Annotated in this window: 17 protein-coding genes; 4 read left to right on the top strand and 13 right to left on the bottom strand. The window is 38.5% G+C overall.

Annotated elements, in window-relative coordinates:
• Positions 1–16: 16 nt before the first annotated feature.
• A complete protein-coding gene (gene wecC / locus EYR97_RS01985; protein WP_131092157.1) occupies positions 17–1,267 on the bottom strand; it encodes a UDP-N-acetyl-D-mannosamine dehydrogenase in 1,251 nt (416 codons plus the stop codon).
• Entirely contained in the window at positions 1,267–2,394 is a 1,128-nt protein-coding gene (wecB, locus tag EYR97_RS01980; protein WP_131092156.1) for a non-hydrolyzing UDP-N-acetylglucosamine 2-epimerase, read from the bottom strand. Before wecB ends, wecC begins: the two co-directional genes overlap by 1 nt.
• Positions 2,395–2,653: 259 nt before the next feature.
• On the opposite strand from wecB, the gene EYR97_RS01975 reads away from it, so the two are divergent.
• The 4 genes from EYR97_RS01975 (at position 2,654) to EYR97_RS01960 (ending at position 7,575) form a co-directional block, all read left to right on the top strand.
• Positions 2,654–3,079 carry a polysaccharide deacetylase family protein gene (locus EYR97_RS01975; protein WP_131092155.1) on the top strand — a complete coding sequence of 142 codons (426 nt, stop codon included), beginning with the start codon at positions 2,654–2,656 and terminating at the stop codon, positions 3,077–3,079.
• A gap of 68 nt (positions 3,080–3,147) precedes the next feature.
• A complete protein-coding gene (locus EYR97_RS01970) occupies positions 3,148–3,609 on the top strand; it encodes a polysaccharide deacetylase family protein (protein ID WP_165477959.1) in 462 nt (153 codons plus the stop codon).
• A complete protein-coding gene (locus tag EYR97_RS01965; RefSeq protein WP_131092153.1) occupies positions 3,602–4,849 on the top strand; it encodes a glycosyltransferase in 1,248 nt (415 codons plus the stop codon). The genes EYR97_RS01970 and EYR97_RS01965 overlap by 8 nt, the downstream gene beginning before the upstream one ends.
• A gap of 98 nt (positions 4,850–4,947) precedes the next feature.
• Entirely contained in the window at positions 4,948–7,575 is a 2,628-nt protein-coding gene (locus EYR97_RS01960) for a hypothetical protein (protein WP_131092152.1), read from the top strand.
• 279 nt (positions 7,576–7,854) lie between these two features.
• Here EYR97_RS01960 and EYR97_RS01955 read toward each other — a convergent pair whose 3' ends face one another.
• From EYR97_RS01955 to EYR97_RS01905, 11 genes are all read right to left on the bottom strand, one after another.
• Complete coding sequence (locus EYR97_RS01955) at positions 7,855–9,822, bottom strand: acyltransferase family protein (RefSeq protein ID WP_131092151.1); 1,968 nt, start codon at positions 9,820–9,822, stop codon at positions 7,855–7,857.
• A gap of 398 nt (positions 9,823–10,220) precedes the next feature.
• Entirely contained in the window at positions 10,221–11,471 is a 1,251-nt protein-coding gene (locus tag EYR97_RS01950) for a glycosyltransferase family 4 protein (RefSeq protein WP_131092150.1), read from the bottom strand.
• Positions 11,472–11,498: 27 nt separating this feature from the next.
• A complete protein-coding gene (locus EYR97_RS01945) occupies positions 11,499–12,767 on the bottom strand; it encodes a polysaccharide pyruvyl transferase family protein (protein WP_131092149.1) in 1,269 nt (422 codons plus the stop codon).
• Between the two features lie 21 nt (positions 12,768–12,788).
• Positions 12,789–14,267, bottom strand: a complete 1,479-nt coding sequence (locus EYR97_RS01940) for a lipopolysaccharide biosynthesis protein (protein WP_131092148.1) — start codon at positions 14,265–14,267, stop codon at positions 12,789–12,791.
• 122 nt (positions 14,268–14,389) lie between these two features.
• Positions 14,390–15,508 (bottom strand): glycosyltransferase, encoded by a 1,119-nt coding sequence (locus EYR97_RS01935; protein WP_131092147.1) that lies wholly within the window; start codon positions 15,506–15,508, stop codon positions 14,390–14,392.
• Between the two features lie 105 nt (positions 15,509–15,613).
• Positions 15,614–16,432, bottom strand: coding sequence for a sulfotransferase domain-containing protein (locus EYR97_RS01930; protein ID WP_131092146.1), 819 nt, complete (start codon positions 16,430–16,432; stop codon positions 15,614–15,616).
• An 8-nt stretch (positions 16,433–16,440) separates the two neighbouring features.
• Complete coding sequence (locus EYR97_RS01925; RefSeq protein WP_131092145.1) at positions 16,441–17,616, bottom strand: glycosyltransferase; 1,176 nt, start codon at positions 17,614–17,616, stop codon at positions 16,441–16,443.
• 3 nt (positions 17,617–17,619) lie between these two features.
• Positions 17,620–19,500, bottom strand: a complete 1,881-nt coding sequence (asnB, locus tag EYR97_RS01920; RefSeq protein ID WP_131092144.1) for an asparagine synthase (glutamine-hydrolyzing) — start codon at positions 19,498–19,500, stop codon at positions 17,620–17,622.
• 193 nt (positions 19,501–19,693) lie between these two features.
• A complete protein-coding gene (locus EYR97_RS01915) occupies positions 19,694–20,008 on the bottom strand; it encodes a hypothetical protein (protein WP_131092143.1) in 315 nt (104 codons plus the stop codon).
• Positions 19,998–21,593, bottom strand: coding sequence for a GMC oxidoreductase (locus EYR97_RS01910; protein WP_131092142.1), 1,596 nt, complete (start codon positions 21,591–21,593; stop codon positions 19,998–20,000). Before EYR97_RS01910 ends, EYR97_RS01915 begins: the two co-directional genes overlap by 11 nt.
• On the bottom strand, positions 21,583–22,884 hold the full coding sequence (locus tag EYR97_RS01905; RefSeq protein WP_131092141.1) for an O-antigen ligase: 1,302 nt from the start codon (positions 22,882–22,884) through the stop codon (positions 21,583–21,585). The genes EYR97_RS01910 and EYR97_RS01905 overlap by 11 nt, the downstream gene beginning before the upstream one ends.
• Between the last annotated feature and the right edge of the window lie 2 nt (positions 22,885–22,886).

The raw sequence follows: 22,886 nt of genomic DNA, 5'->3' as shown, positions 1-22,886 counted from the left end.
TTCGCGTTTAAACCCTTTACAAAATGCCGCGAGTATCAATGACAACCTTTCTAGCCAAGCTTGCTCTATCAGCAGCCTTAAACTCTTTGTGGTCAACTAATACAACGATGACATTGGCTTTTTCTATGGCTTGACCAAGAGAAACAAGCTCAACGCCTTGTTCGCTTAACGCAGAGGGCAGTTCTTTAATATTGGGCTCAACAGCCAATAGTGAAGCGTTAGCGTTTGCACTCAACGCTTTTACAATTTGAAGCGCAGGACTTTCCCTCAAATCGTCAATATCAGCTTTAAAAGCAAGGCCTAAACAAGCAATCACCGGCTTTTTAAATTCATCAGCAGCCGCAAGAACTTGATTTACGACATAATGAGGCTTTGCATCATTTACCAAACGTGCCTGCTTAATAATTTTCGCTTCTTCTGGGCAGCTATCAACAATGAACCACGGATCAACTGCAATACAATGCCCTCCCACACCGGGACCTGGATTAAGAATATTCACGCGAGGATGGCGGTTAGCTAGTTTAATTAGCTCCCAAACGTTAATTTGTAATTTGTCACAAATAACAGAAAGCTCATTAGCAAATGCAATATTCACATCCCGAAAAGAGTTCTCTGTAAGCTTTGCCATTTCCGCTGTACGCGCATTAGTAACGATACACTCACCTCTGACAAACGTACTGTAAAGCGCTTTGGCTTTTTCACTACACGCTGGAGAAATACCGCCAATCACACGATCGTTAGATACAAGTTCTTGTAGTACATATCCTGGCAAAACACGTTCAGGACAATGCGCTACATTGATATCAGCACTGTCACCTACATCCTGGGGAAAGGTGAGATCAGGACGCGCTTCTTTAAGCCAATGCGCTAATTTTTCGGTAGCTCCAACAGGACTAGTAGATTCAAGAATAACTAGATTCCCCTTCTCTAAAACAGGAGCGATGGCTTTAGCCGCACTTTCGATGTAACTCAGATCAGGGCTATTTTGCCCTGCATTTCCTGTTTTAAAAGGTGTGGGCACCGCAATCATGAACGCTTCCGCAGGCTCTACTTGTACCGTGGCTTTTAGTTTCCCCGTTGAGACGACACTTTGCACCACAATATCTAGATCTGGTTCGACAATGTGAATATCGCCCCTGTTTATAGTGTCAACAGCCTTTTGGTTAATTTCCACACCAATAACTTCTATACCACGGGAGGCAATCACTGCTGCCGTCGGAAGACCAATGTACCCAAGCCCGATGACTGATACTCGATTAAATGCCATTATTTTTTGTCCTTAACTAAAGTTGCTACGATCCTTGAACACGCTTTTCCATCACCATATGGATTGTGCGCGGCCGACATTGTCGTGTAATTGTCTTGATCATCGAGCAACGAAACGGTTTCATTTACTATTTTATCCACGTCAGTTCCCACCAATTTCACTGTACCTGCGGCTACAGCTTCAGGTCTCTCCGTGGTATCTCGCATTACCAACACAGGTTTTCCTAATGATGGGGCCTCTTCTTGTACACCACCAGAGTCAGTAATAATGATATGACTTTCATTCATTAGATAAACGAAAGGCAAATAGTCCTGAGGTTCGATGAGAAATACATTATCGTGGGAAGATAAAAGTCGATTAACAGGTTCTCTTACATTGGGATTAAGATGCATTGGGTAAACAATTTGTACATCTTTTCGCTGTTCGGCAATTTTACCTAGGGCTGTACAAATCCTCTCAAAGCCCCCCCCAAAACTCTCTCGTCGATGGCCTGTCACCAAAATGAGTTTCTTCTGGCTATCTAGGAAAGAAAACTTTTGCTCTAGCTCGCCCGATAACGCCTGGTCATTTGACAGCTTCTTTTGAACCCACAACAATGCATCAATAACGGTGTTGCCTGTAACAACAATGTGATCATTACTTACGTTTTCAGCAAGTAAATTATCGCGAGACAATGTGGTAGGTGCAAAATGATAGCGAGTTAGACTACCCGTCAATTTTCTATTAGCTTCTTCGGGCCACGGTGAATAAAGGTTTCCGGTCCTGAGTCCAGCTTCTACATGGCCAATATCTATTTGTTGATAAAAAGCAGCCAATGAGGCAGAGAATGTAGTGGTTGTGTCACCGTGCACTAAAACTACATCAGGTTTAAAATCTTCCAATACTGGCTTGATTCCCTCTAAAATACTGGTTGTAACAGAATATAAATCTTGCCCAGGTTTCATTATGTTGAGATCGTAATCAGGAACAATCTCGAATAGCGCCAATACTTGGTCGAGCATTTCCCTGTGCTGAGCGGTTACGCACACTTTAGATTCGATATTCGTGTCCTTTGCCAGCGCATGTACTAGCGGAGCCATTTTTATTGCTTCAGGTCTTGTGCCGAAAACAGTAAGCACTTTTTTCATTTTTCAGCCTTGTCTTTGCTTTTTGTTAGACGTATTCAAGAGATGACAATATTCTGCCCTACCTTCTTCCATAATTACAGCCAATTATGCATAAAGCATACACATATCAATTTACTTCAATTCAATTCGAGCAACATGTATTCTAGATCGTGATGATCTTTTCAGTACGTTTTTCAACAAAGGTCAAAAATACCAAATAAATAAACATGAAACGCGCAACTCTTGAATAAATAGCGTCACAACCTGGGAACAGTAATGTATGCTTTCTGTAGTATTAAATGTGATTGACGTAGTCAACAAAATTAAGCTTCGAGAAACAGCTCTTCCCGTATTGTATTTTCATCGTGTGTTAGCAGCGGATTGCGATTTTTGTCCGGATGACTGGCAAGCGAGTAATTTTGAGTTACTCATTGAAAAGCTGACCAAGTACTTTAGCTTACTTTCTCTAGAAGAAGCACTGTATAGACTAGAGAACAAAATACTTCCGCGGAACGCTCTGTGTCTAACATTCGATGATGGATATATTGACAACTACGAAATAGCAGCGCCAATAATTGAGTCTGCGGGAGGTAAAGCAAGTTTTTTCGTTGCGACACAAGGAACTGAAAAAGGCTACTTGTGGAATGATGAACTTATGGAAGTACTAAAAAAACAACAAAACACCAACTCCAACACGGCAGCATGAGTTTTGAACTTAGTTCGATCAAAAAAAAGGCAGACGCGTACCTCGCTCTTGTTGGAAAGTTAAAAGTATTGAGTAATCTCGAGCGAGACAGAGAGCTCCAAGGGTTAAAGCAATGCCTTGGCGATGTCAAAACCAATCGTTGTATGATGACTCCTAAACAACTCATTGATTTACAAAATAGAGGACACAGTATTGGTGCTCATACACATACTCACAGTATTCTCGCTTATCAAAGTTACGCTGTAGCAAATTCAGAAATTACCGCTTCAATTGATATACTCAATGCTTTACTTCCCAAAAAAATCAACTGCTTCGCGTACCCCAATGGTTGGTTGGGAAGAGATTTTACTGAAGCACATGAAGATATGATAAAACACTATGGTGTTAAATATGGATTTGCAACGAATGATGGCGGCGTTACAAGCAAAAGCGAAAAAACTAGGCTTCCTCGATTTATGCCGCATAGAAAAGAACTTAATCAATTTTGTATCGCAGTAAAGAAAATTGCAGGAGAGAAACTGAGTGACTAAACTTAACAAAACCCTGTTAATGGTTGCTTTTGAGTTCCCCCCAAGTAATGGTGCTTCCGTTCCCAGAATTGAGAGCTTTTATCGGTATTTGAAAAAATGGGGCTGGAGAGTGGTTGTACTCACCGCATCGGAACAAGCGTACGAAAGAAAAGACGATTCTTACGAAGATAAAACCGAGGACTTAATTTATAGAGCCATGGCATTGGATGTACCTCGCCACCTGTCTATTAAAGGGAAATACTTTTCATCTTTGGAATTTCCTGACCGATGGGGTTTAACGTGGATCCCCTGCGCATTACATAAAGGAAAGAAATTACTAAAAAAATATAAACCAGATGTCATTTGGTCCACATCCCCAATTCCAAGTACACACTATATTGCTCAAAAGTTGTCTTCTATCAATAGTACACCGTGGGTAGCTGACTACAGAGATCCTTTTCACTATATGAATGGCTCATTAGGTAAAAGTTTAGACAAACTACATAGAAAAATAGATGTAAAGACCTTAACGCAGGCTAGCAAACTTACTTTCGCCACAGAACAAGTGCGAGAACTTTATTGCCAAAAGTACGGTGAGTTAGTAAGAAAAAAACGTAGTGTCATTGAAAATGGTTTTGATGAAAGCAATTTCGAAAAACTTCAAGAAATGGCCGCCATTAGCTCACCATTTTCGTCTGAAAAATTTAGCTTGTACTATTCAGGAGTGCTCTATAATTACGGAAGAGACCCCGTTCCTATATTCAAAGCCATGTCCACTTTACTAAGCGAAGGGAAACTTTCGGAAAAAACATTTGAGTTAGTATTTCAAGGTGCCGGAACAGGAGATGAATTTAAGGAAGTGTTAGAAGAGCTAGGCATATCGAATTTGGTGAAATTTTTAGCTCCGGTTCCTTTTCTTCACGCACTATCTAATATGATGAATTGCAACGCGTTACTACTGATACAAGATGAGAGGTTCAATAAGCAGATACCAGGAAAGCTATACGAGTACTTAAGAACGCAGAAAAAGTTACTGGTTAAGTCACCCATTGGCAGTGCTACCGAGTGTTTAGCTTCACGCTATGACGGTGTTTACAGTTGTTATTCTGAAAACGAAGCGAAAACAGCGCTTTATGAACTAATTAAACAAGCAAATTATAGCTTCGAACGCAATTTGCAAGAACACAGTCGCGAATGCAAAGCTGAGCAACTACACAACACGCTCAAAACACTCTGCGCAATTGAGAATGAAAATACATAACTAACGTCTGATACATACACCCAAAGAGACTTGCTTATAAAATGTACATATCTACACTACTCATCAAGTTGGTATTAGGTGTTTTCAGGAGTAGATGTATGAAGAGCCTGTTGAGTATTTTATCTGCCGTCACAATTAGTAACGCGCCAGTTATCCATGCGGACCCTGAAGTTTTCATGTCGTTTGATTTTGAGAACGGTGAAATAGAACAGGGCTTCGAAGACTGGTACTATTCTGACGTAGGTGAAAACCCTTGCCAATTCTATAATGGTGATTTGCAATCAAAGCTCTGTAGAAATGATGGATTTAAATTATATCCTTACTATAACGGACGCAATTCAGACCACATGGGCTGGTTGCAATACGGATACATTGACGCTAGCTCTGAGTTTTCAGTAAATGGATCTTCGCTCCGAATTCACTTAACTGGTGGTATGTACAAAGGTGCTGATGATGAAGTTTTGTCTGATGGCAAACCAATTAGAAGTAAAAGTGAGTACCAGTCAACCGAAGACTTAGGTGAACAATCGCTTCTACCAGGTGATATATCTTTGTATTACAAAGGCCCTACTTCCACCGCAAAGATACCTGAATTAAGAGACAAAAATCGACTAAATCTGTGGGTCTTAATGCCCAAGGGAAGCGTTGATATAGAGAAGTACTCTACCGATTACCTGACCTCTCCTAGAAAGAGCTTTTCCTTCTACCCTTTCATCAATACAAGTAAAGGGGCGCATTATTACCATCATGTTGCCAATATAGCGTTAGGTGGTTGGACGAAAATACAATTTGATGCAAGCCCTACACATAAGAACAGTGGTGGGACAAATGAACTTCACGCTTTTTCAGAAGGGGGAACAGAATACTCAGGAAACGGCAAAGAGTATTTTTCAAATATTGCAGCATTCAATCTAAGAGCGGATTTTTCGAAATATTTGCCAGCAGACAGCGTGTACTACATAGACGAAGTAACAACTAGTTTTAAACCTTATGAAAATGAAGAAACTATCAAAAGCCTGTCTGTAGGTTTTTCTCCTAAATCAAAAATATTTGATATCTCGATTGAAGACAAATATCGCTGCCTAGATTGCGAAGCAACTTATGAGGTTAGATATTCGTTCGATCCGATTGATAATGCCAATTTCGATTCAGCTTACAAAACCGAAGTCGTAACTAACTTTGATCGCAGCAAGTCAAATAGCGATAGCCTCATTCACAAACCTACAAATGGTTATAATTTAATTTGGGCTGCATTGCAGCTCCAAAGTGAACATATCGACTATATTGAGCCTGGCACCAATATCTATTTTGCCGTTCGAGATGTAACTGAACGCGCCGAAGGTCGTTACTTTGAAGAAGATAATGTTAGTGTAGATGTGCCTGGTGTTGGCATACTCAGAAAGCGTGATCTTGTTAAATCAATTGACTACCAAATAATGGAAGTTGACTACCCCCTTACTATAAAAACTGATGAAATCCAGCAACCTGTTGTTGGTTACAACTATGAACAAGAAATAAACGTTGAAGGAGGTAAGGGTACATATCAGCTTCAAGCTTTAGGACTGCCTGACGGACTAAGCATAGATGGGACCAAAATCATAGGTGTTGCGTCTCAACCTAAGTCCGATGTTATCACTTTGACTGCGATGGATGAAATTGGTCAAAGCACTGATATTCAAGTTCAGCTAGATGTGGTTACTGAAGATCAATTACTTGTTTCTCAATGCAAAACTGTAGTTGCTTTTTCTGACTCTTATTTGCCAACTGTACACTACGACACCGTATTTAGTGATATCTATACTGGCTTTCACTTAAGCGGTATGACAACACTTTTAGGTTCAAACTCTCAATATAACTATCAAGGAATTTCAGGAGCAGGGATTCAGCTTGATAAAGGTGACAAACTTAGACTCACTTGGAAAAACATAGGCGACAGCCCCGCAACATTTCACCCACGCGTATCTTTTACTGAAGAAGGCCGCTACGACCTTAGTAAAACTGACAGCTGGAAAACCATGCCAGTGACAACCGTAAACAGCGATGAAATTACAGTTACAGAATATAACGTAAATGAAACTATCTATGCTACGCTTATAAATATAAACAGTAACTTTTCTAACAACAAAACGCTGCTACTTGAAAAAATCGAGCTTGTTAGTTCTCAGTTTAATTTGTCAGATACATGTCGTCCTCCTATTAGCTTCTCAAAAGCTGAAACTGAAGCGAAACTTTCCTCTGACATCTTAATCGCTGATTTTACTAGTCTTAGTCCAAGTATCTCACAAGATAATCTACATGAAGCGTTCTCTGAAATCTTTATGGATACATACACTGGCTTTCACGAAAGTGGACTAACAATTCTACATGGCGATAACAGTAACTATAATTATCAAGGCGTTAAAGGTACGGGCATAGAGGCTCCTCAAAATGCGGTAGTGAAGTTAACCTGGAAGAATTATGATAGTGGTAAGTATGTATTTACTCCCAACATCAGCGTTGATTTTGAAGGAAGACGAATAAACGGTGGTACTTGGTTCGGAATGACTGAAACATCAATAGAACCGTATGAAATAACGACATTCCAGCCTGGAGAAGCTTATAGTTACATAGCTCTTTCGGACTTGGGTACTTCTTGGTTTGATTTGGTTAACATCAATGCGAACGTGAAAAATAACAAAGGGATAGTTCTTGAAAAAATTGAGTTAGTATTCAGCGCAAATGATTAAAAATGACCTCTACCCCAAATTTAACACCATGACATTGATGAGATTTCCAATAAGTTGGAGACAATGGAGATGTCGAAATAAATCAGTAGCTGCACGCTTAGTGTAGCTACTACTTGTTAAATGAGTGTTTTTAGAGGCTCTTTAACTCGAGAAGAAACGAACTTATGGCATTTGGCATTTTCTTACCAAATCAACTGCTAAATTAAATTTGGTCACTCTTTTAATTAACAAACTGACATTAGAGTTATGGCCAGTTTCTTCGAATTTGGAAGCAAATACCTAATTGCGAGGGTATTTTTCGTTAATGATACTTTCGAAAGATTGCACTTGTTTTGGATACAGTTTTATAAGGTCTGCGCCAAGTAACCAAGAAGCCTGAATTTCTATATGACTTTGGTCAAAGTAGAGAGGGCTGTGCTTTTGGTAAGGTGAGCATTCGGGCTTACAGACTAAGCCATTGAAATCGATAAAGTGCACATTGGTTTGTGAGTTTGCATAGGCTCTTAAATCTTGGTTTATGCTTTCGATGAGGGTTTGATCAGATTGCGTATTATCGAAGCAGTCTGACATGGGATAATTTAGTGACTTGGCAAGGCACTGACGATCATATCCTTTAAAAACAGGTGCCTTCCCTATCAATACAACTTTTTTATCGTAACTTAACTCGCTGAGTGAAGCTTTAAATTTGGCTAGAAAATCATTATTACTCTTGTAATAAGAAGAGTATGCAGCTGATATGATAATGACATCGTATTTATCCAAATAGTTCGAAACAATCTCGGAAGAAGCGCGACAATCACTATATCGCACGTGATTTACAAAGCTTTCTGCCCCCTTTAATAATGGAGGACATGAAGCATGTGAAATATTTCGAAAAGACCAGCCCTGGCTCTTTGCAATTTGACCTAAAATTCCAATGTAATGAGCAGCATTTGAGTCTCCCCATAAAAGTACTTTAGGTTCAACGGCGTCGATACCAATGATGCAATTAGAATCGGACAAATGTTCGCTCTCAACTCGCCAATATTGGCACACAAAGTCGTATGAATTAGGTGCTTTGGCATGATTGTAAGTTGATGAAAGCTTTGTTTGGTATGATTCCGATAATAGTCTGAGCCCCAAACCATCTGACTTTATAACAGCAAAGGACAAGAGACAAATACATAAAATAGGAGTTAAGAATTGCTTGATTACTAACGGCTTAAACTCTATCTGATTATATCTAAACTTCTCTTCTATCCATTTCCAATTCAACCAAGCCAAAACCAATATAACAAGAAACAAAACTAACTCAGTGAGTAAGCTAGGCGAACCGTAACCATATCGATAAAACGCCAACACTGGCCAATGAACCAGATAAGCTGAATAGGATAATTTACCCACCCAAAGAATAGGTTTGCTAGTCATAAGGCGTAAGACTGGACTGTTGTTTTCAAACCCGCTGTAAATGAAAAGTGCTGAACCAATGGTTGGAATCAGATACAAAAAACCCGGAAATGTCATATCACTATCAATGAAAATTGATGCGCCAATTAATATAACGATCGACAGATAAAATAAGATGTGTGAATCAGTTCGTTTTTGTAACCAACCAAAATACATTAAGGCGGCGAGTAACCCACCAACTAACAGTTCTCCTGCTCGTGTAGGTAACATGTAGTACACAAAAGAGTGATGAGTACTTATTAACCACTCTGCTATTATTGCGGAGAATAGAATAGTAAGAATGATCAAAATGATAAACACTGGCTTGGGTATACGATTAAGTAAAACAAGTATCACCAAAGGCCAGATTACATAAAACTGTTCCTCTACCCCAAGAGACCAATAATGTAGTAGAGGTATTGTATAACTGCTTGAAGCAAAATAGCTCGTATCTTGAAACTTCCAGAAGTAAATATTGGGCAAAGAAAATGCTGACCAGGAAGCAGACTTAGCAACTTGGATTGCATCTTCAGGTAAGAACAAATACTGAGCAATGATTACCGTTACTGTAATGACAAAAAATGAGGCCGGCAGAATCCGTTTGATACGACGAGCATAAAAGTCTTTCAATGAAAACTGACCTGAGCCTGCGCTCTGCATGATGTGGCTGGTAATTAAATAACCCGAAATAACAAAGAACACATCGACACCAATAAAGCCACCTGGTAGGTATTCATGATTGATATGAAAAAGAATGACAGTTAGGACCGCGAAAGCCCTTAGCGTGTCGATATGAGCATAGTAAGTATTGATTTGTTTCATTTGATATTCGATAGGCTTAGCTCAAAATTATGAGCCGATATTAGACAACCACTCAGCATCCCTATAAGTTACCGTAAAATCCGTATTTCCTTTGTAAGACTCATTGTCACATACACGATTATTTCGCATTATGACGTTTGAAACACCCTGAGACTTATTTAGCGTCTCAGTAACTGATTTTTATCTCTACAGTAATCTGCGTCTTTGATGGTGCGACTATCCATCAATAAACTAGCTAATCCATTCGACTTTTCATGCATTCATCGATGTACTAGAGTCTGTGTATATTTGTTCATTTTTTGTGTTGGCGGTCAAAATTCTCCATCGCAAGGTGTTGCTGGTGCAGTTTAGTGACCCAAATATGCCAGTAACAACAAAGTAAGGGGCAATTTTGACCCTCAACTTCTCAACATCGATTTAAGCTTTTTTATTACCATAAAAGCTCTTGGGTAATTGAACTCTATAGCCTCTGAAAATAACTTCTTCGTTGACTTTTTATGTCGCTGAAACAACTTTTGGTCATAATTTTTTGCTTTGATTAATATCTCTGAAAACCCCTTACTTTCAATCTGCCTAATTTTTGTAATCTCTTGATTTAAGGAGCTTGTGTTGTGTTTCCAATTAAAGTTTAAAAGCGCATACTCTCTTGCGTCTGCTTTAAACTGTGAAATAGATAATTTATTGTCTACATAAAATTGCATTTTTTCAGTTAAATCAAAAACCCCTACTTCACACTGAGGCCAATAGTACCCATCCCACCTAGACCAAAACTTATCAATCTTTACTACTTTTCCGTTGATCGAAGAATCCACAAACTCATTCATAGGATCGTAGTCAGGAACAATCACTGGTAAACCAGATGACGCAGCTTCAAGAATAGTCAAGCCTATGCCTTCAAGTCTGGTTGGATATACGTATACGTCACCTTTGGTGTAAAGACCCGGGGCACCTACCGTACGTTCATGTATTTCTAGGCGATCTTGAGACTTTAAGCTTAATATCAGTTGCTCCAATTCGGGAAAGAAACTCTGTATACTAACTTGGCTATGAATGACTAATTTTGCTTCCCCCTGAATTTTTGAAAATGCCTTTAATAATAAATCTGTGCCTTTGCGAAATGGATTCATTCCCGCCGAATGAAAGAATCGGATCCTTTCTGGCTCATTAACACCGTTCTCAGGTCTATATAGGTCAGTGTCTGTGCCCCAAGGGAGGAAAATACACTGTTCGTGCCAATCAAATACGCTGTGGTGCTTCTTAGTATTACATATTAAAAAATCATACAGTCCGAACATGGGTACTGTTTGTTCGGTGTAATAGTCAATGTAAGCACCTGTCAAAACGGAAAGCTCTCGACACAATAAAACAGGCGCCCATATTTTTTGCTCATTAAATAAAACCAAGTCTAATTGCTTTTCTTTGATCCACTTTTCAAAGTCTTTCAAATTTATGTCAGTAAAAGCATGAGTCAACGGTGCTTTACCCCATGTGACATAGTCATAGTCCCAATTAGGGTCGCCAATAGCAAATTTCTCTCCGCCTCTAGCGTAAACAAAAACCTGGTTTTGCTCTTCTAAAATATCTTTAAACTGTCGGGAAACATAGGCTGCTCCACGCTCAAACCACGTTGTGACAATTCCAATTTTCATTATTTATCCCAATCTAATAAATTCACGCTACCAATCAATACCCAACATTTTCTTTATCTTTTTTTCAATTATCGAAGGGACTATAGGCTTTAAAAACGGACTAACTTTCATTGATATACGTACAAGTGTTGGTTTAAAAACAAGTCTATTCATCCAAAATAGAAACGCTGCTACTTTAAGATGCAAGTCCATTTTTTTAATTTCAACCGTTGAGTCATTTAATACCGCATCCAACGCTTTATGCTGAATTTCAGTCAAATCATCCAGGTTGGACATTGATGTGTTAGATGAGTTGATAACCTTTTCGAATACGTCATTAAAAGGGAAATCTAGATCGAAAACGTTGTTTTCATAGCCAATGCTTGAAAATACCGTTCGTAGTTTATTGTCGTAAGCTAACGCGACAAAAGGAGTCTTCAATAAAGCCGAAAATAAATTGGCGTGTAAACGCATTGATATCAAAAAGTGTAGCGAACCTATAGTTTCAAGCGTCGATTCGAAAGACTCATCTTTTGCTAGAACAATATTATTTCCAAACATTTCATGTAACTTCCCAAACAACAAAATATCGCTTTTTTCATACGGGATAAAAACAATCTTATATTCAAGGTCAATAAGTTTTTTGAGTAACAAAGATATACTATTGAGAGGCAACCCGGGCCAATCTCGAATGCAAAGACCTATCTTGTTTTTACTCTTAGCTTTTAAAATTTTGTTGATTTTGATGAGTAAAATACTGTCCAAAGCAGTACGAGAAGTACCAGATTCTATATGTAGCGTATTCTCAATGTAGTTTTTTGAGTATTCATCCCTAAAATAAACTACATCATTAAATCTCATGAATGTATTTGCGAACTGCTTTCCTAATTCAGACTTAATTGGGCCTGCTCCAACTCCTATTGCGACGACTTTCTTATTAAAAACTTTAGCAATTGAACAGAGAAAAGCTCCGTGTTCTAGCAGTTTAGTACTGTGCACGTCCTGTAGTAGTCCACCACCCGCAAAAAGCAAAATATCAGTATTCTTAATAACCTTTATTAATTCAAAAAGAGCCTTAGAGTCTAAAAGCTTACCTGGGTAAAAGGTTTCCACAAAGCTTACATCGTATTGCATATACTTTTGGCTTAGTTCAGGTTGGCCACTCGCAATGGTCACGTCACAGTTGTGATCTTCTTTAAGGCTTGCAGCGACCGTTAGTGCTATAGCTTCATCGCCGACGTTGATACCACCAATATACCCTGCAACTAGTACCTTATTTTTTCGATTACCAGACTTTTTACTTACTGAAAAGCTCATACCTATTCCGAAGTTTAAGAATTACTTTAGAACCGCTAAACGCTGCGCCACTCTGCTTTTCAGCTTAGCAATTATAGAATTATATATATAGCTTTTATCGAAAAATTTCGAGTAGATAGAGATAATTACGAAGTAAATAGTAGCAAAGAAAAGGACTTTTAATATCGCTAAGAAAATCATGTTTGTGTATTGGAAAATCAATAGCGAAACGTAGTTAGTTATTAAATATGCGAACATGCATGCCAATATAGGTGGGAGATAAGTTTTACACAGCATAAGGTTTGCAATGTTAAGTTTGTTTTTAACTATATATAGTCCGATTGGAGACGTAATAAACGCACAAATTAATACGCTTAATGCGCCACCTTCAGCTCCATATTGCGGTACGAAATGCAATAGCAGAGGAATAATAAAGAATAGTCGAATCACTGAAATTTTGAATGGAAGGTCTGGCCTTCCTAGCGCAATAAAAATACTACCTATGTTTTGGATTGAACTACGTATCAACCCATAAAATGCTAGTAAAGAAATTACTGGGATAACAGGAAGCCACTTTTCTCCAAGTAAGATTGTGACAAGCTCTGTTGAGCATAAAGCTAGTATAAATGAAATTGGTGCTGCCAACATTATTATGAACTGTGTAAAGTTTATAAATAGCTCTCTTAGATGTTCGAGGTCATTTTTAACTTTAGAAAATGCAGGAAATAAAGCTCTGCTTAAAGGAAAAACAATTTCGGTTGTAGGTAGATTCGAAATTTCATAGCCAATGGTATAGTGGCCCAATTGGCCCACGCCTGCTTTTTGGGCAACTATCATATCTGTAATTTTGTGATTGATGAAGATAACTAAATTGCTTAGCAACAACCATTTAGAAAACTTGAATAGCTTTTTTGCTTCAATTAGCGAAGGTGAAGGTCTAAATGGATGCATTACATAGGAAAGAAAACACCTTACAAGCTCATTTATATAAATCCCAATAACCAAAGCCCAAAAGTTTTGTAAGTAAAGAGCAGAAGATATAGTGACTATAAACGACGAAATTTTAGCGTATACTTCTAAATTGAACTCTTTCTTAAGTTCTAGCTCCTTGCGATGTAAAACAAAACCAATATTATGGAAGCTTCTAATTATGGGGATGAAAGCGACTGCAAAAATAAGCTCTTGAATGTTTTTTTCATCAAAAAATTGGTGAGAGAAAAAGCTAAATACGACAATAAGTGTCATTAAAAGACTCCCACCTATCAATTTGCATGTCCAAGCAGAATTTAGAGTGTCGTTATTTACATTTTTCTCTTGAATTATATTTAAATCAAAACCGAAGCTGGTAAAGATCTCAAAAAATGCAACAGTAATCATAGCTAGTGCAATTAATCCAAAGTCACTTGGAATTAATATTCTGGCTAGTATTATAGTGCTAATAAATCCTAGCCCTTTAATTATTAATCTAGCTGACACTGTCCAAAAAGCACCTACCGCAACTTTTCTATTCAAACTGCCCATCAATAACCTCTATGTTTTTAATAGCAAAATTGCACATTGATTATTCACACAATATAGCTGAGATGGCTTTGGAGGTCTGCCTTTAAGGACATCTGCACGGATATTACAACTGCTTTTCATATTCAATCCAGTTTTAGGTAACGGTAGAGTGAATCTACTCTATGCTCCCAATCATTCAATTTAGCAATTTTCACCTTATTTTCATCAAACGTAGGTTCAGACAGTGCAGTTTGTATTGCTTGTATCCATGACTTTTTATCCGAAGCAATATGAATATGAGCACTATACTCTCTCACAGCATCTATATCAGAGCTTATTATCGGCTTGCCTGTAGAGAGATATTCATGCATTTTTAGCGGGTAGATGTATTTGGACCATGTGCTACCGTCTGTTTTGTATATCATTATATTGACGTCTGAATGCTGTACATAACCGATCATTTCAGTTTTTTCTTTAAAACCCAATAAAAAAATATTAGGTCTTCTTTTTATTTCCGTTATCAGCTTCTCGGGTAAGACATTCTCTTTCAAGTTTCCAACGAGAATAAAGTTTACACTCTCTAGCTCTAACGACAATGACAACAAGAGTTCAAGGTCAACCTTCTCATTGATAGAGCCAGTGTATGTTACCTTCGGACCAGTTATCTCTTTGAGTTCAGCGGGTACTTGACGGGGTTTAGAGAAAGCGGCCGAGTCGACTCCGTTTGGTAAAAAAAGAATATCTTTTCGACCAGTTTTTTCGATTATTTTTTGCTGTAATAATTTAGAAGAGCATAAAACTACATCAGCTTCTTTGAGCAACGTCTCATCATCTTCCCGGTACAGCTCATATCCTCTCTGAAGAGATAGATCATCATATAGGTGATATACGAGTAGTTGCTTTTTGACACTTGATGTCTGTTGATAAAATTTAGGGTGGAATAGATACAAACAAACCTTTTCATTCCCCATTAGTTTGTTAATGTATAAACCAAATAATTTTACAATCAAACCATCAAGATAACGAAGTTTTGGAACTCTGCAAAAAATTTTAGAAACAGAAAGGATATCTACATTATCTCTGTGTTTTAACACATTGAAGAAATTCGGAGCTTTAAGATAACCTTGCGTCTTAGTATCCCAGCTAAAAAACAATCCTGTTGAATATGTAACAGTATTTTTTCGACCTATCCTAGAAAAAAGCTGTTGCCTGTTCATCCACTGCTCTTCCCAATTATTGGGCGCAAAAACTAAAAACCTCATCTTGGCTCCTCAGCACTGTAATTTCGAAAAGATAGGAGTAACTTGAGTGACGTCTATATGTGTAAACACAGCGAAGTTGGAGGCTCTCCTCCTATGTAAGATACGCTATTTATATCTGTCGAGCTTAACTAACAAATCTTCACACAAAGCTTTCACGGCACTATGAACTTCCTTCGGGCTTTCTTTTCTTATGGACTCCGAAGAGAATGCATTAGAGAAGGCATATTGTGTTAATTCGAAACCTAATATAGAAGATAGGTTCGTGAAATGGTATTCAGGATTGTGCACCAAGTCTTCGTACTTCCATAACAGAACTTTTGGGTGTTTATCCAATCCTTGGTAAAAAAATAGAGAATTTCTGACATACCAAAACAAACAAGCACAATCCAATTCCGTTAGTTCTTCAGAATAAATAGCTTTGACTTTCTCTACTAATTCCTTCGGAACGTTCTGGGAACGCCAATTATTCTCATCGCAATCTAAAATGGGTTTCAGGTTTCCCCTACCGGACGTACTGGGAAACTTTTGGAGGTCAGAAAGCGCAACGTCAATATAATTGCGATAAATCCAAATGACAGTGACATTTTCCAGAGTATCTAAAAGCTTATTGGCATTTTGACTTTCAACCAAAGGCTTCATTACTATAAGAGGGGCTTTAACTCTAGCAAGTGTCTCTTTTACGTCTGATAAAGAATTTAATCTAATGTTATTCGGGCAACTCGAAGATAGAGGGCTAAACTCGCCAAAAGTTCGAGTATAAGAGAATGAATCAAGCACCCTTGATAACAGAGTCGTACCAGACCTTTGACACCCTAAAATTGCAACTATCTTTGACGATGTATTATTGGCATATCTAATTTGCTGGTAAAGCGGTTTTATATATTTTGATATTTTTGTTGTGGAGTCTGTAACTTTATTCTTCATTTTACTTGTTACTCATCGAATGTTTGCTTTGCACACCAATCCCAAGTGTACTTTCCGAATATTTCAGCACGGTGTTGTCTACTGCTCCCATCATTTAAAAGCGTTGACAGGGCGTTCCCGATATCATCGCTATCGTCGACATCAACCAAAATTCCTAAATCATTTTCACTTTCGATAATATCAGGAGCACTTCCAACCTTAGTACTTACCGAGGGACACCCACAAGCCAAAGCTTCAGTAAGCACATTTGGACTGCCCTCCCCTCTACTAGACAAGCAAAAAACATCTGCAGCGTTATACCAATCAACGAGTGTTTCGTTCGGTACGTTCCCAACAAAATGTACAAAGTCCTCTAAATCATTTTTCTCCACTAACTTTTTCAATTCACTTCGATAATCACCTTCAGGTCCCTCGGAACCCAATATGTAAAAGTGAAATAGCTTTTCTTTAGAATCAATTCTAGACATAGACCTAATGACAACATCAAAGCCCTTGCGATGGATGAGAGATCCCACACCAAGTACAATCTTATTCTTTTGGGGTAAGTTTAGCAGCGCTCGACTCTCTTCAATGGGCTTATAAAAAAACACATCAGTATCCACACCATTACGAATCACGGTAATCTTTTCTTGACTTACCCCCATTGATACCGCTTGGTTAGCCATCTCAGTACTCAACGAAATAACGCTTCCAACTTTATTAAGGTATTGAGCCACAGACTTTTCACGCACATCGCCATCTTGAATATGAAAGGCTTCCATACCTCTAAGAGTTACTCTATAAGGAACACCATAGCGCTTACTCAAATAGTCACCTGTTGGAAGGTCAGGAAAAGTCCAATGTAAGTCGACTAAATCAAAATCGAATCCAATCTCGTTAATCACCTTTTTCACTGCGCTACGATATGTCGGAATTTCAATCCCTTTTGCATACCCTGGAATTGATAGATATCTGGGGTGATATATGGTTAATTTACCACGTTGTGTCTTAGCGGGAATATTCCTTAAATGTTTAAACCTATCAATAAAGGAATGCAAAGGTGACCAAGGTATAGGGTTTATAACCGTGATGTCGGCATATTTAGCCATAGCATTTAAGCGATTGTACACAAAAATGCCGTGATTGGGCCTTTCCGAATTTGGAAATAAGTAGCTGATAGCGAGTATTTTTTTTCTTATCATCATGGCTTAACTGTTATTTCTCAACCACTCTTCCAAAACCACCAGTTGCCACAAGGTTTTGTGGTGGTCGTACTTATCGTCATTGTGCTCCTCAATAAGTTGCGCAATGCGTTCCTCTCTGAAGAATTTGTGAACCCGAGTATCTTTAGCTAACAGTAAGTTCGACGCATATTCTCTAAGTTCATTTTGAAACATCAGCTTTAACGGTGTAGGAAAACCCATCTTTTTTCTATAAATAATGTCGTTAGGTAAAATACCTTCCATCATTTTTTTAAGTGGATACTTCCCCTGACCTTTATTAATCTTGTATTTTGATGGGATACTGGCGGCAAATTCAACTAACCTGTAATCGAGAAACGGAACCCGCAGTTCCACTGATGTAGCCATACTCATGCGGTCAGCTTTAATCAATAGATCATCTACAAGCCAAGTCTTCGTATCGAAATACAGCATCTTACTTAATTGGTCGTTGTCTTTTGTTTTATCAAACAACTTAGCTGCAAAGGCACCATGGCCACTGTCTGCTTTTGCTTGTTCTAACTCTATCCTAAAATCGGGACGGTACAATGCCTCTTTTTGAGCATCGGGGTAAGTCGACATTCCCTTGTAACGCTTTTCTATTGGTTGTGTTGCCATATTCAAGTATTTAGATACCTTGTGACTTTTACCCAATACTTTGTTGGCCATCCCAGCAAATAGCTCTGTCCCTTTTTGAGTGACAACGCCACGGTACTTCTCTAAAACATTCATATACTGATACAAGTCGTAACCAGCAAATATTTCGTCAGAACCTTCTCCTGAAAGCGCTACTGTTACTTTCTCTTTGGCTAGCTTAGATACAAAAAACAACGAAATAGCCGCGGCTTCTGTTACTGGTTCATCCATCAAATGAATATACTCAGGAATAAAGTCGGCAAACTGTCGAGGAGTAATTTTCAGCTCATGATGATCCGTGCCAAATTTTTCAGCGACCATTCTAGCGTAATGTGTTTCATCAAATTTTTTACCGAAATCGTATGCAATAGAAAATGTTTTCAATGGCTCTTTAACTTTATCGGCAAGCAAACCAACCACCGCACTCGAATCAATACCACCGCTTAAGAAAATACCTAGCGGTACGTCACTTCTTAAGCGTAAATCTATCGCACTTTCAAGCAATCGTTTACTTTCATTTAAGTAATAATCAAACCCTTTATCGTTGTCATTATCAAACGTTAAGTCCCACCATTGTGAAATCTTCATTTCGTGACCTTTCACAATGGCGTAGTGCCCTGGCATTAGGCGGTTAATACCTTTGTGCAAAGTTCTTTCACCAGGTATGTAGCCAAAGCTCATGTAGTCGTCAATCAAATCTATATTAAGCTCTGGAAGCGCATTTAACCCTTTTAATATTGCTTTGGTCTCAGACGCGAAGATAAACTCATGCTCGTCTTGATAGTAGTAAAGAGGCTTTATGCCCAATCGGTCTCGGGCTAAAAATAGGGTTTCGGTTTCATTATCGTAAATAGCAATGGCAAACATACCATTGAAGCGATTTAAACAACCTTCACCCCACTCAATGTAAGCACTCAAAATAACTTCAGTGTCCGTGCCTGTTTCGAATGTGTAACCTTTCTTTTGAAGTTCGGCCCTAATTTCGATGTAATTATAAACCTCGCCGTTATAGGAAATAACGAAACGACCATGCTCTTCCACTCTAGGTTGGTGGCCAGCAGGCGTAGGGTCTAAAATGCTTAAACGTAAATGAGCAAGGCCACAATGCGAATTACTAGAAATCCAAATTCCATTACTATCTGGCCCTCGATACGGCATGGTATCTCGCATAGAGACAAGTCGCCGTTCATCAACAGTATTGCTAAAGCTCAGTGTTCCTAATATTCCACACATTTAAGAAAATCCTATTAAGCATATTCAACCACTCTTCCTTCACCCAATTAAGTGTGTTGTATTTTCTAAATCAACAACCACACTTTATCGTATGAGCTTTTACTCTTAAAAACTGCTAACGTTCTCCCATAAAGATTGAGTATCTGAAGTTGATAAAGCTTACACACACTTGCAGCTTGAATAGTGAAGACTGTTATAACGTAATAAGGGTAGATATACCCGCGGCTTCTGTTTTACTCATGACGACACCACCAAACTCAAAAACATCTCCGATCAAAAAATCATTTTTTATTTTAGCTTTATAAAATAAAGGGTCATTAATACCTTGACCTAAAGATGCAATGAACTTCTCAGGTGTTTGACCGTAGTGGTGTACCCACCTTTTATACAGAGAGGAAAGCATGTTAATTTCGCCCTCCTTAGTACATGACTCAATTGCCAGACATTTTGTAATAGGCAACGAACTCGCGGCTACTGCAAGTTTGAGAAATTTTCTTCTACTGTTCATGGTACCCTTCTCTTGTTCCTTTCAGGTGATCGGCCAATCTAACTGACAAGGCTGTAATGGTTAATGTTGGAGGTACGTGACTGCCGGTAGGAAAAACACTTGAACCGGCAATATACAAATTACCCACGCCGAAAACCTTGCAGTTTTCATCTACCACTCCATTTTCGGGTGTATCAGACATACGTGTAGTCCCCATATGATGATGTCCGAAGCCCATTTGATCTCCGAAAAGCCTTGACGCTCGCTCTCTCAACAATCTTAATCTTCCAATAGAGGTTATACCCATATCTCTAGCAAAGACTTCAAGTGCTCTCCACATTAGTTCTCGATTTTGCTCCGATACATTCCACTCTATAGACAATTTATTCAAACCTAATTGGTCTTTTTTCGCAGAAAGGTGAATACGATTATTTCTTTCGGGAATCTGCTCTACCATCATAGGTATTTGATAACCAGATTTATTCTTAGCGCTATCAAAGACTTTGGTATCAAACTGCTTTCTGGCTATCGCTTCTATTACCATATCGGCATCCAATATCAAGTTTCCATAATGTGTAAAGAAATAGTCTGGTAATTCACCTTTTATCAATGAATTCTTTAATATGTGGAATGAAGAAATCCCATCAGACATACCATATTCAGTAATACTAGTTACTGGCATACGCAGATTGATCAGCTTTTCTTCTCTCAGTACTTTTTCGGTAAGCTCAAAAAAGGCCACCAAAAAGCGTTGTCCTTCTAATCGGCTCATAGAGTCTAATCGTGTAACCTCACTGATAAGGTGAGCGGCGTTCATTGTAGGATGGTCCATAAAGTACCTCCCTACATTATCGCTTTCATTCCCCAACTTCCCATTGTACTTTTCATTAAACAAAAGAAGCATACGAGCATTCTCTAATCCACCCATACTAAGCACAAATCTGTCAGATAACACTTTATATTGCTTACCGTTGTAAGCTGTAAATGTCGCAGCAACAATCCTTTTTTCAGATTCATCAAATTCTAAATCAATCACGCTAGCATATTTGTAAATATAAACATTGGCGCTTTCAACAAGCGACTTTCCATGAGATACATAAAAGCGTGTAGGAGGTAAAGAAGCTTTAGCGATGCTAAGTTGTGAATACATGGCATCCTGCATTAAATCATCCAACTCCATCAACGGTAACCAGTACTCACTTGAGTAGCCATCGCCTCCTGTCTGACAATATTCTGCAGCTTTCATATAGTATGGTGCCAAGTCATCATAACCTATAGGCCAACCGCTATTAGCAATCCAATCGCGTTTTTCAAAGTCTAAAGGAGAAAAAGGAGAAGTATTATTAGCCCAATGATTGCTAGCCCCACCTAAAAATCGAAGCCTCGATATTTGCGGGTCAGGATAAAAGATGGGAACACTATCAGCCTCATAAAACTGCTGAATATTAGCCTCATATTGCTCTCCCCCTGCGTCTAGAAGAGCAACTTTTAAGTTACTTCCGTTCAACTCATTTGCTAACGTAATACCTGCCGGACCGCCACCTAGGATACAGATATCAGTCTTTATTACTTCGCCTTCATTCAGTGTACGTCCATCAATTAACATTTGGATTCCTAGTTAATGACTGTTCTAAGAGCTTATTTGTTATTGGTATTAATGCAATCAGCCAGACGGCGACCTCAAAAATTTTATTATTAGAAAACATTCCAGCAATTAAATAACAAACAAAACCCAAACATAACCCAGCTTGAATCAACAACAATTCGTTGTCGACTTTTAGTTCTAGTTTGATAATTTGTCTGACTCTTAGCAAGCTCTTGAGTATCGACATCAAAATTAGTGAATATATGGCAAAACCAACAATGCCGTGATCCGTTAGCATCCCCATAAGAAAGTTATGAGATGCCCTTCTTTGTTCACTACTATTTCCCGACTTCGCTTTTGATAAGTACTCTTTGGGAATATACAGAGGACTGAGGATAAGCGTCGTTCGGTGTCCCTGTCCAATTAAAGGGTGTTCTTTAAATATCTCATATTGAGCTTTAATTATGACTAGCCTAGAGGCCGCACTTTTATCTTGTATTTCGCCGCCGCTATCTTTCTGAGTACTTTTAAAGCGGTCAACTATTTGTGGTCCCATCAATAAACTAAATGCGACGACACCGAGGATAGCCAATGTAAAAAAAACTTTTTTAACACTTGGTGGTACAAAGAATATAGCGACTATGCCAGTCAGTACGAGCGATAACAAAGCGCCTCGGCTCTCTGTTAACATAATAGTGTTTAGTATTACTAATACCGTTAAAATCAATAGATATTTTATTTTTCCTAGCTTTATTAACAGCAGGTATGAAGCAATAACAAGTATTATAGACAAATGTTGTCCAAGTCCATTTGCAGATTCAACGCCAGGACCTCCAACGCCCTCAAGACGCCCACCTCCATATGAGTAACCTAAATAACCAAAATATAAAGCGCCAAAAGCATTACAAATGATAAAACCGACAACGTCTTTTTTTGATTTGATACATTGCTGCAATAAAAGTATCAAAATAAAATACTTAACGACCAATAACACAAAGACAGTATGAAGCCCATTACTTAGTACCCATAAGTATTGAGCAATTAGATAAATCAAGAAAAATAGATAATATTTCGATACGTTGGAACCTAGCCAATTTTCCTTTTTCTTAGAGAAAAACACAGCTATAAGTGTAACCAGAGCGGCTAAAAAGGACCAACGAAGATCGGGTAAAGACTGCCCCCACCATCGCCCTACCGGATGCGCATAAAAAGCAAGAAGGTATGCATATAAACCCCATTTCGGATCTGCAGTAAACGCCCTTAACAAACATCCAAAATATGCAATAAGAAAAACAATCGCTGTTAAAGACACGG

The organism is Alteromonas sp. KUL42 (assembly GCF_006538325.1).
Classification (GTDB): domain Bacteria; phylum Pseudomonadota; class Gammaproteobacteria; order Enterobacterales; family Alteromonadaceae; genus Alteromonas.
Note: the sequence above shows the minus strand (reverse complement) of the source record. Positions and strands in the feature narration are given on the sequence as shown.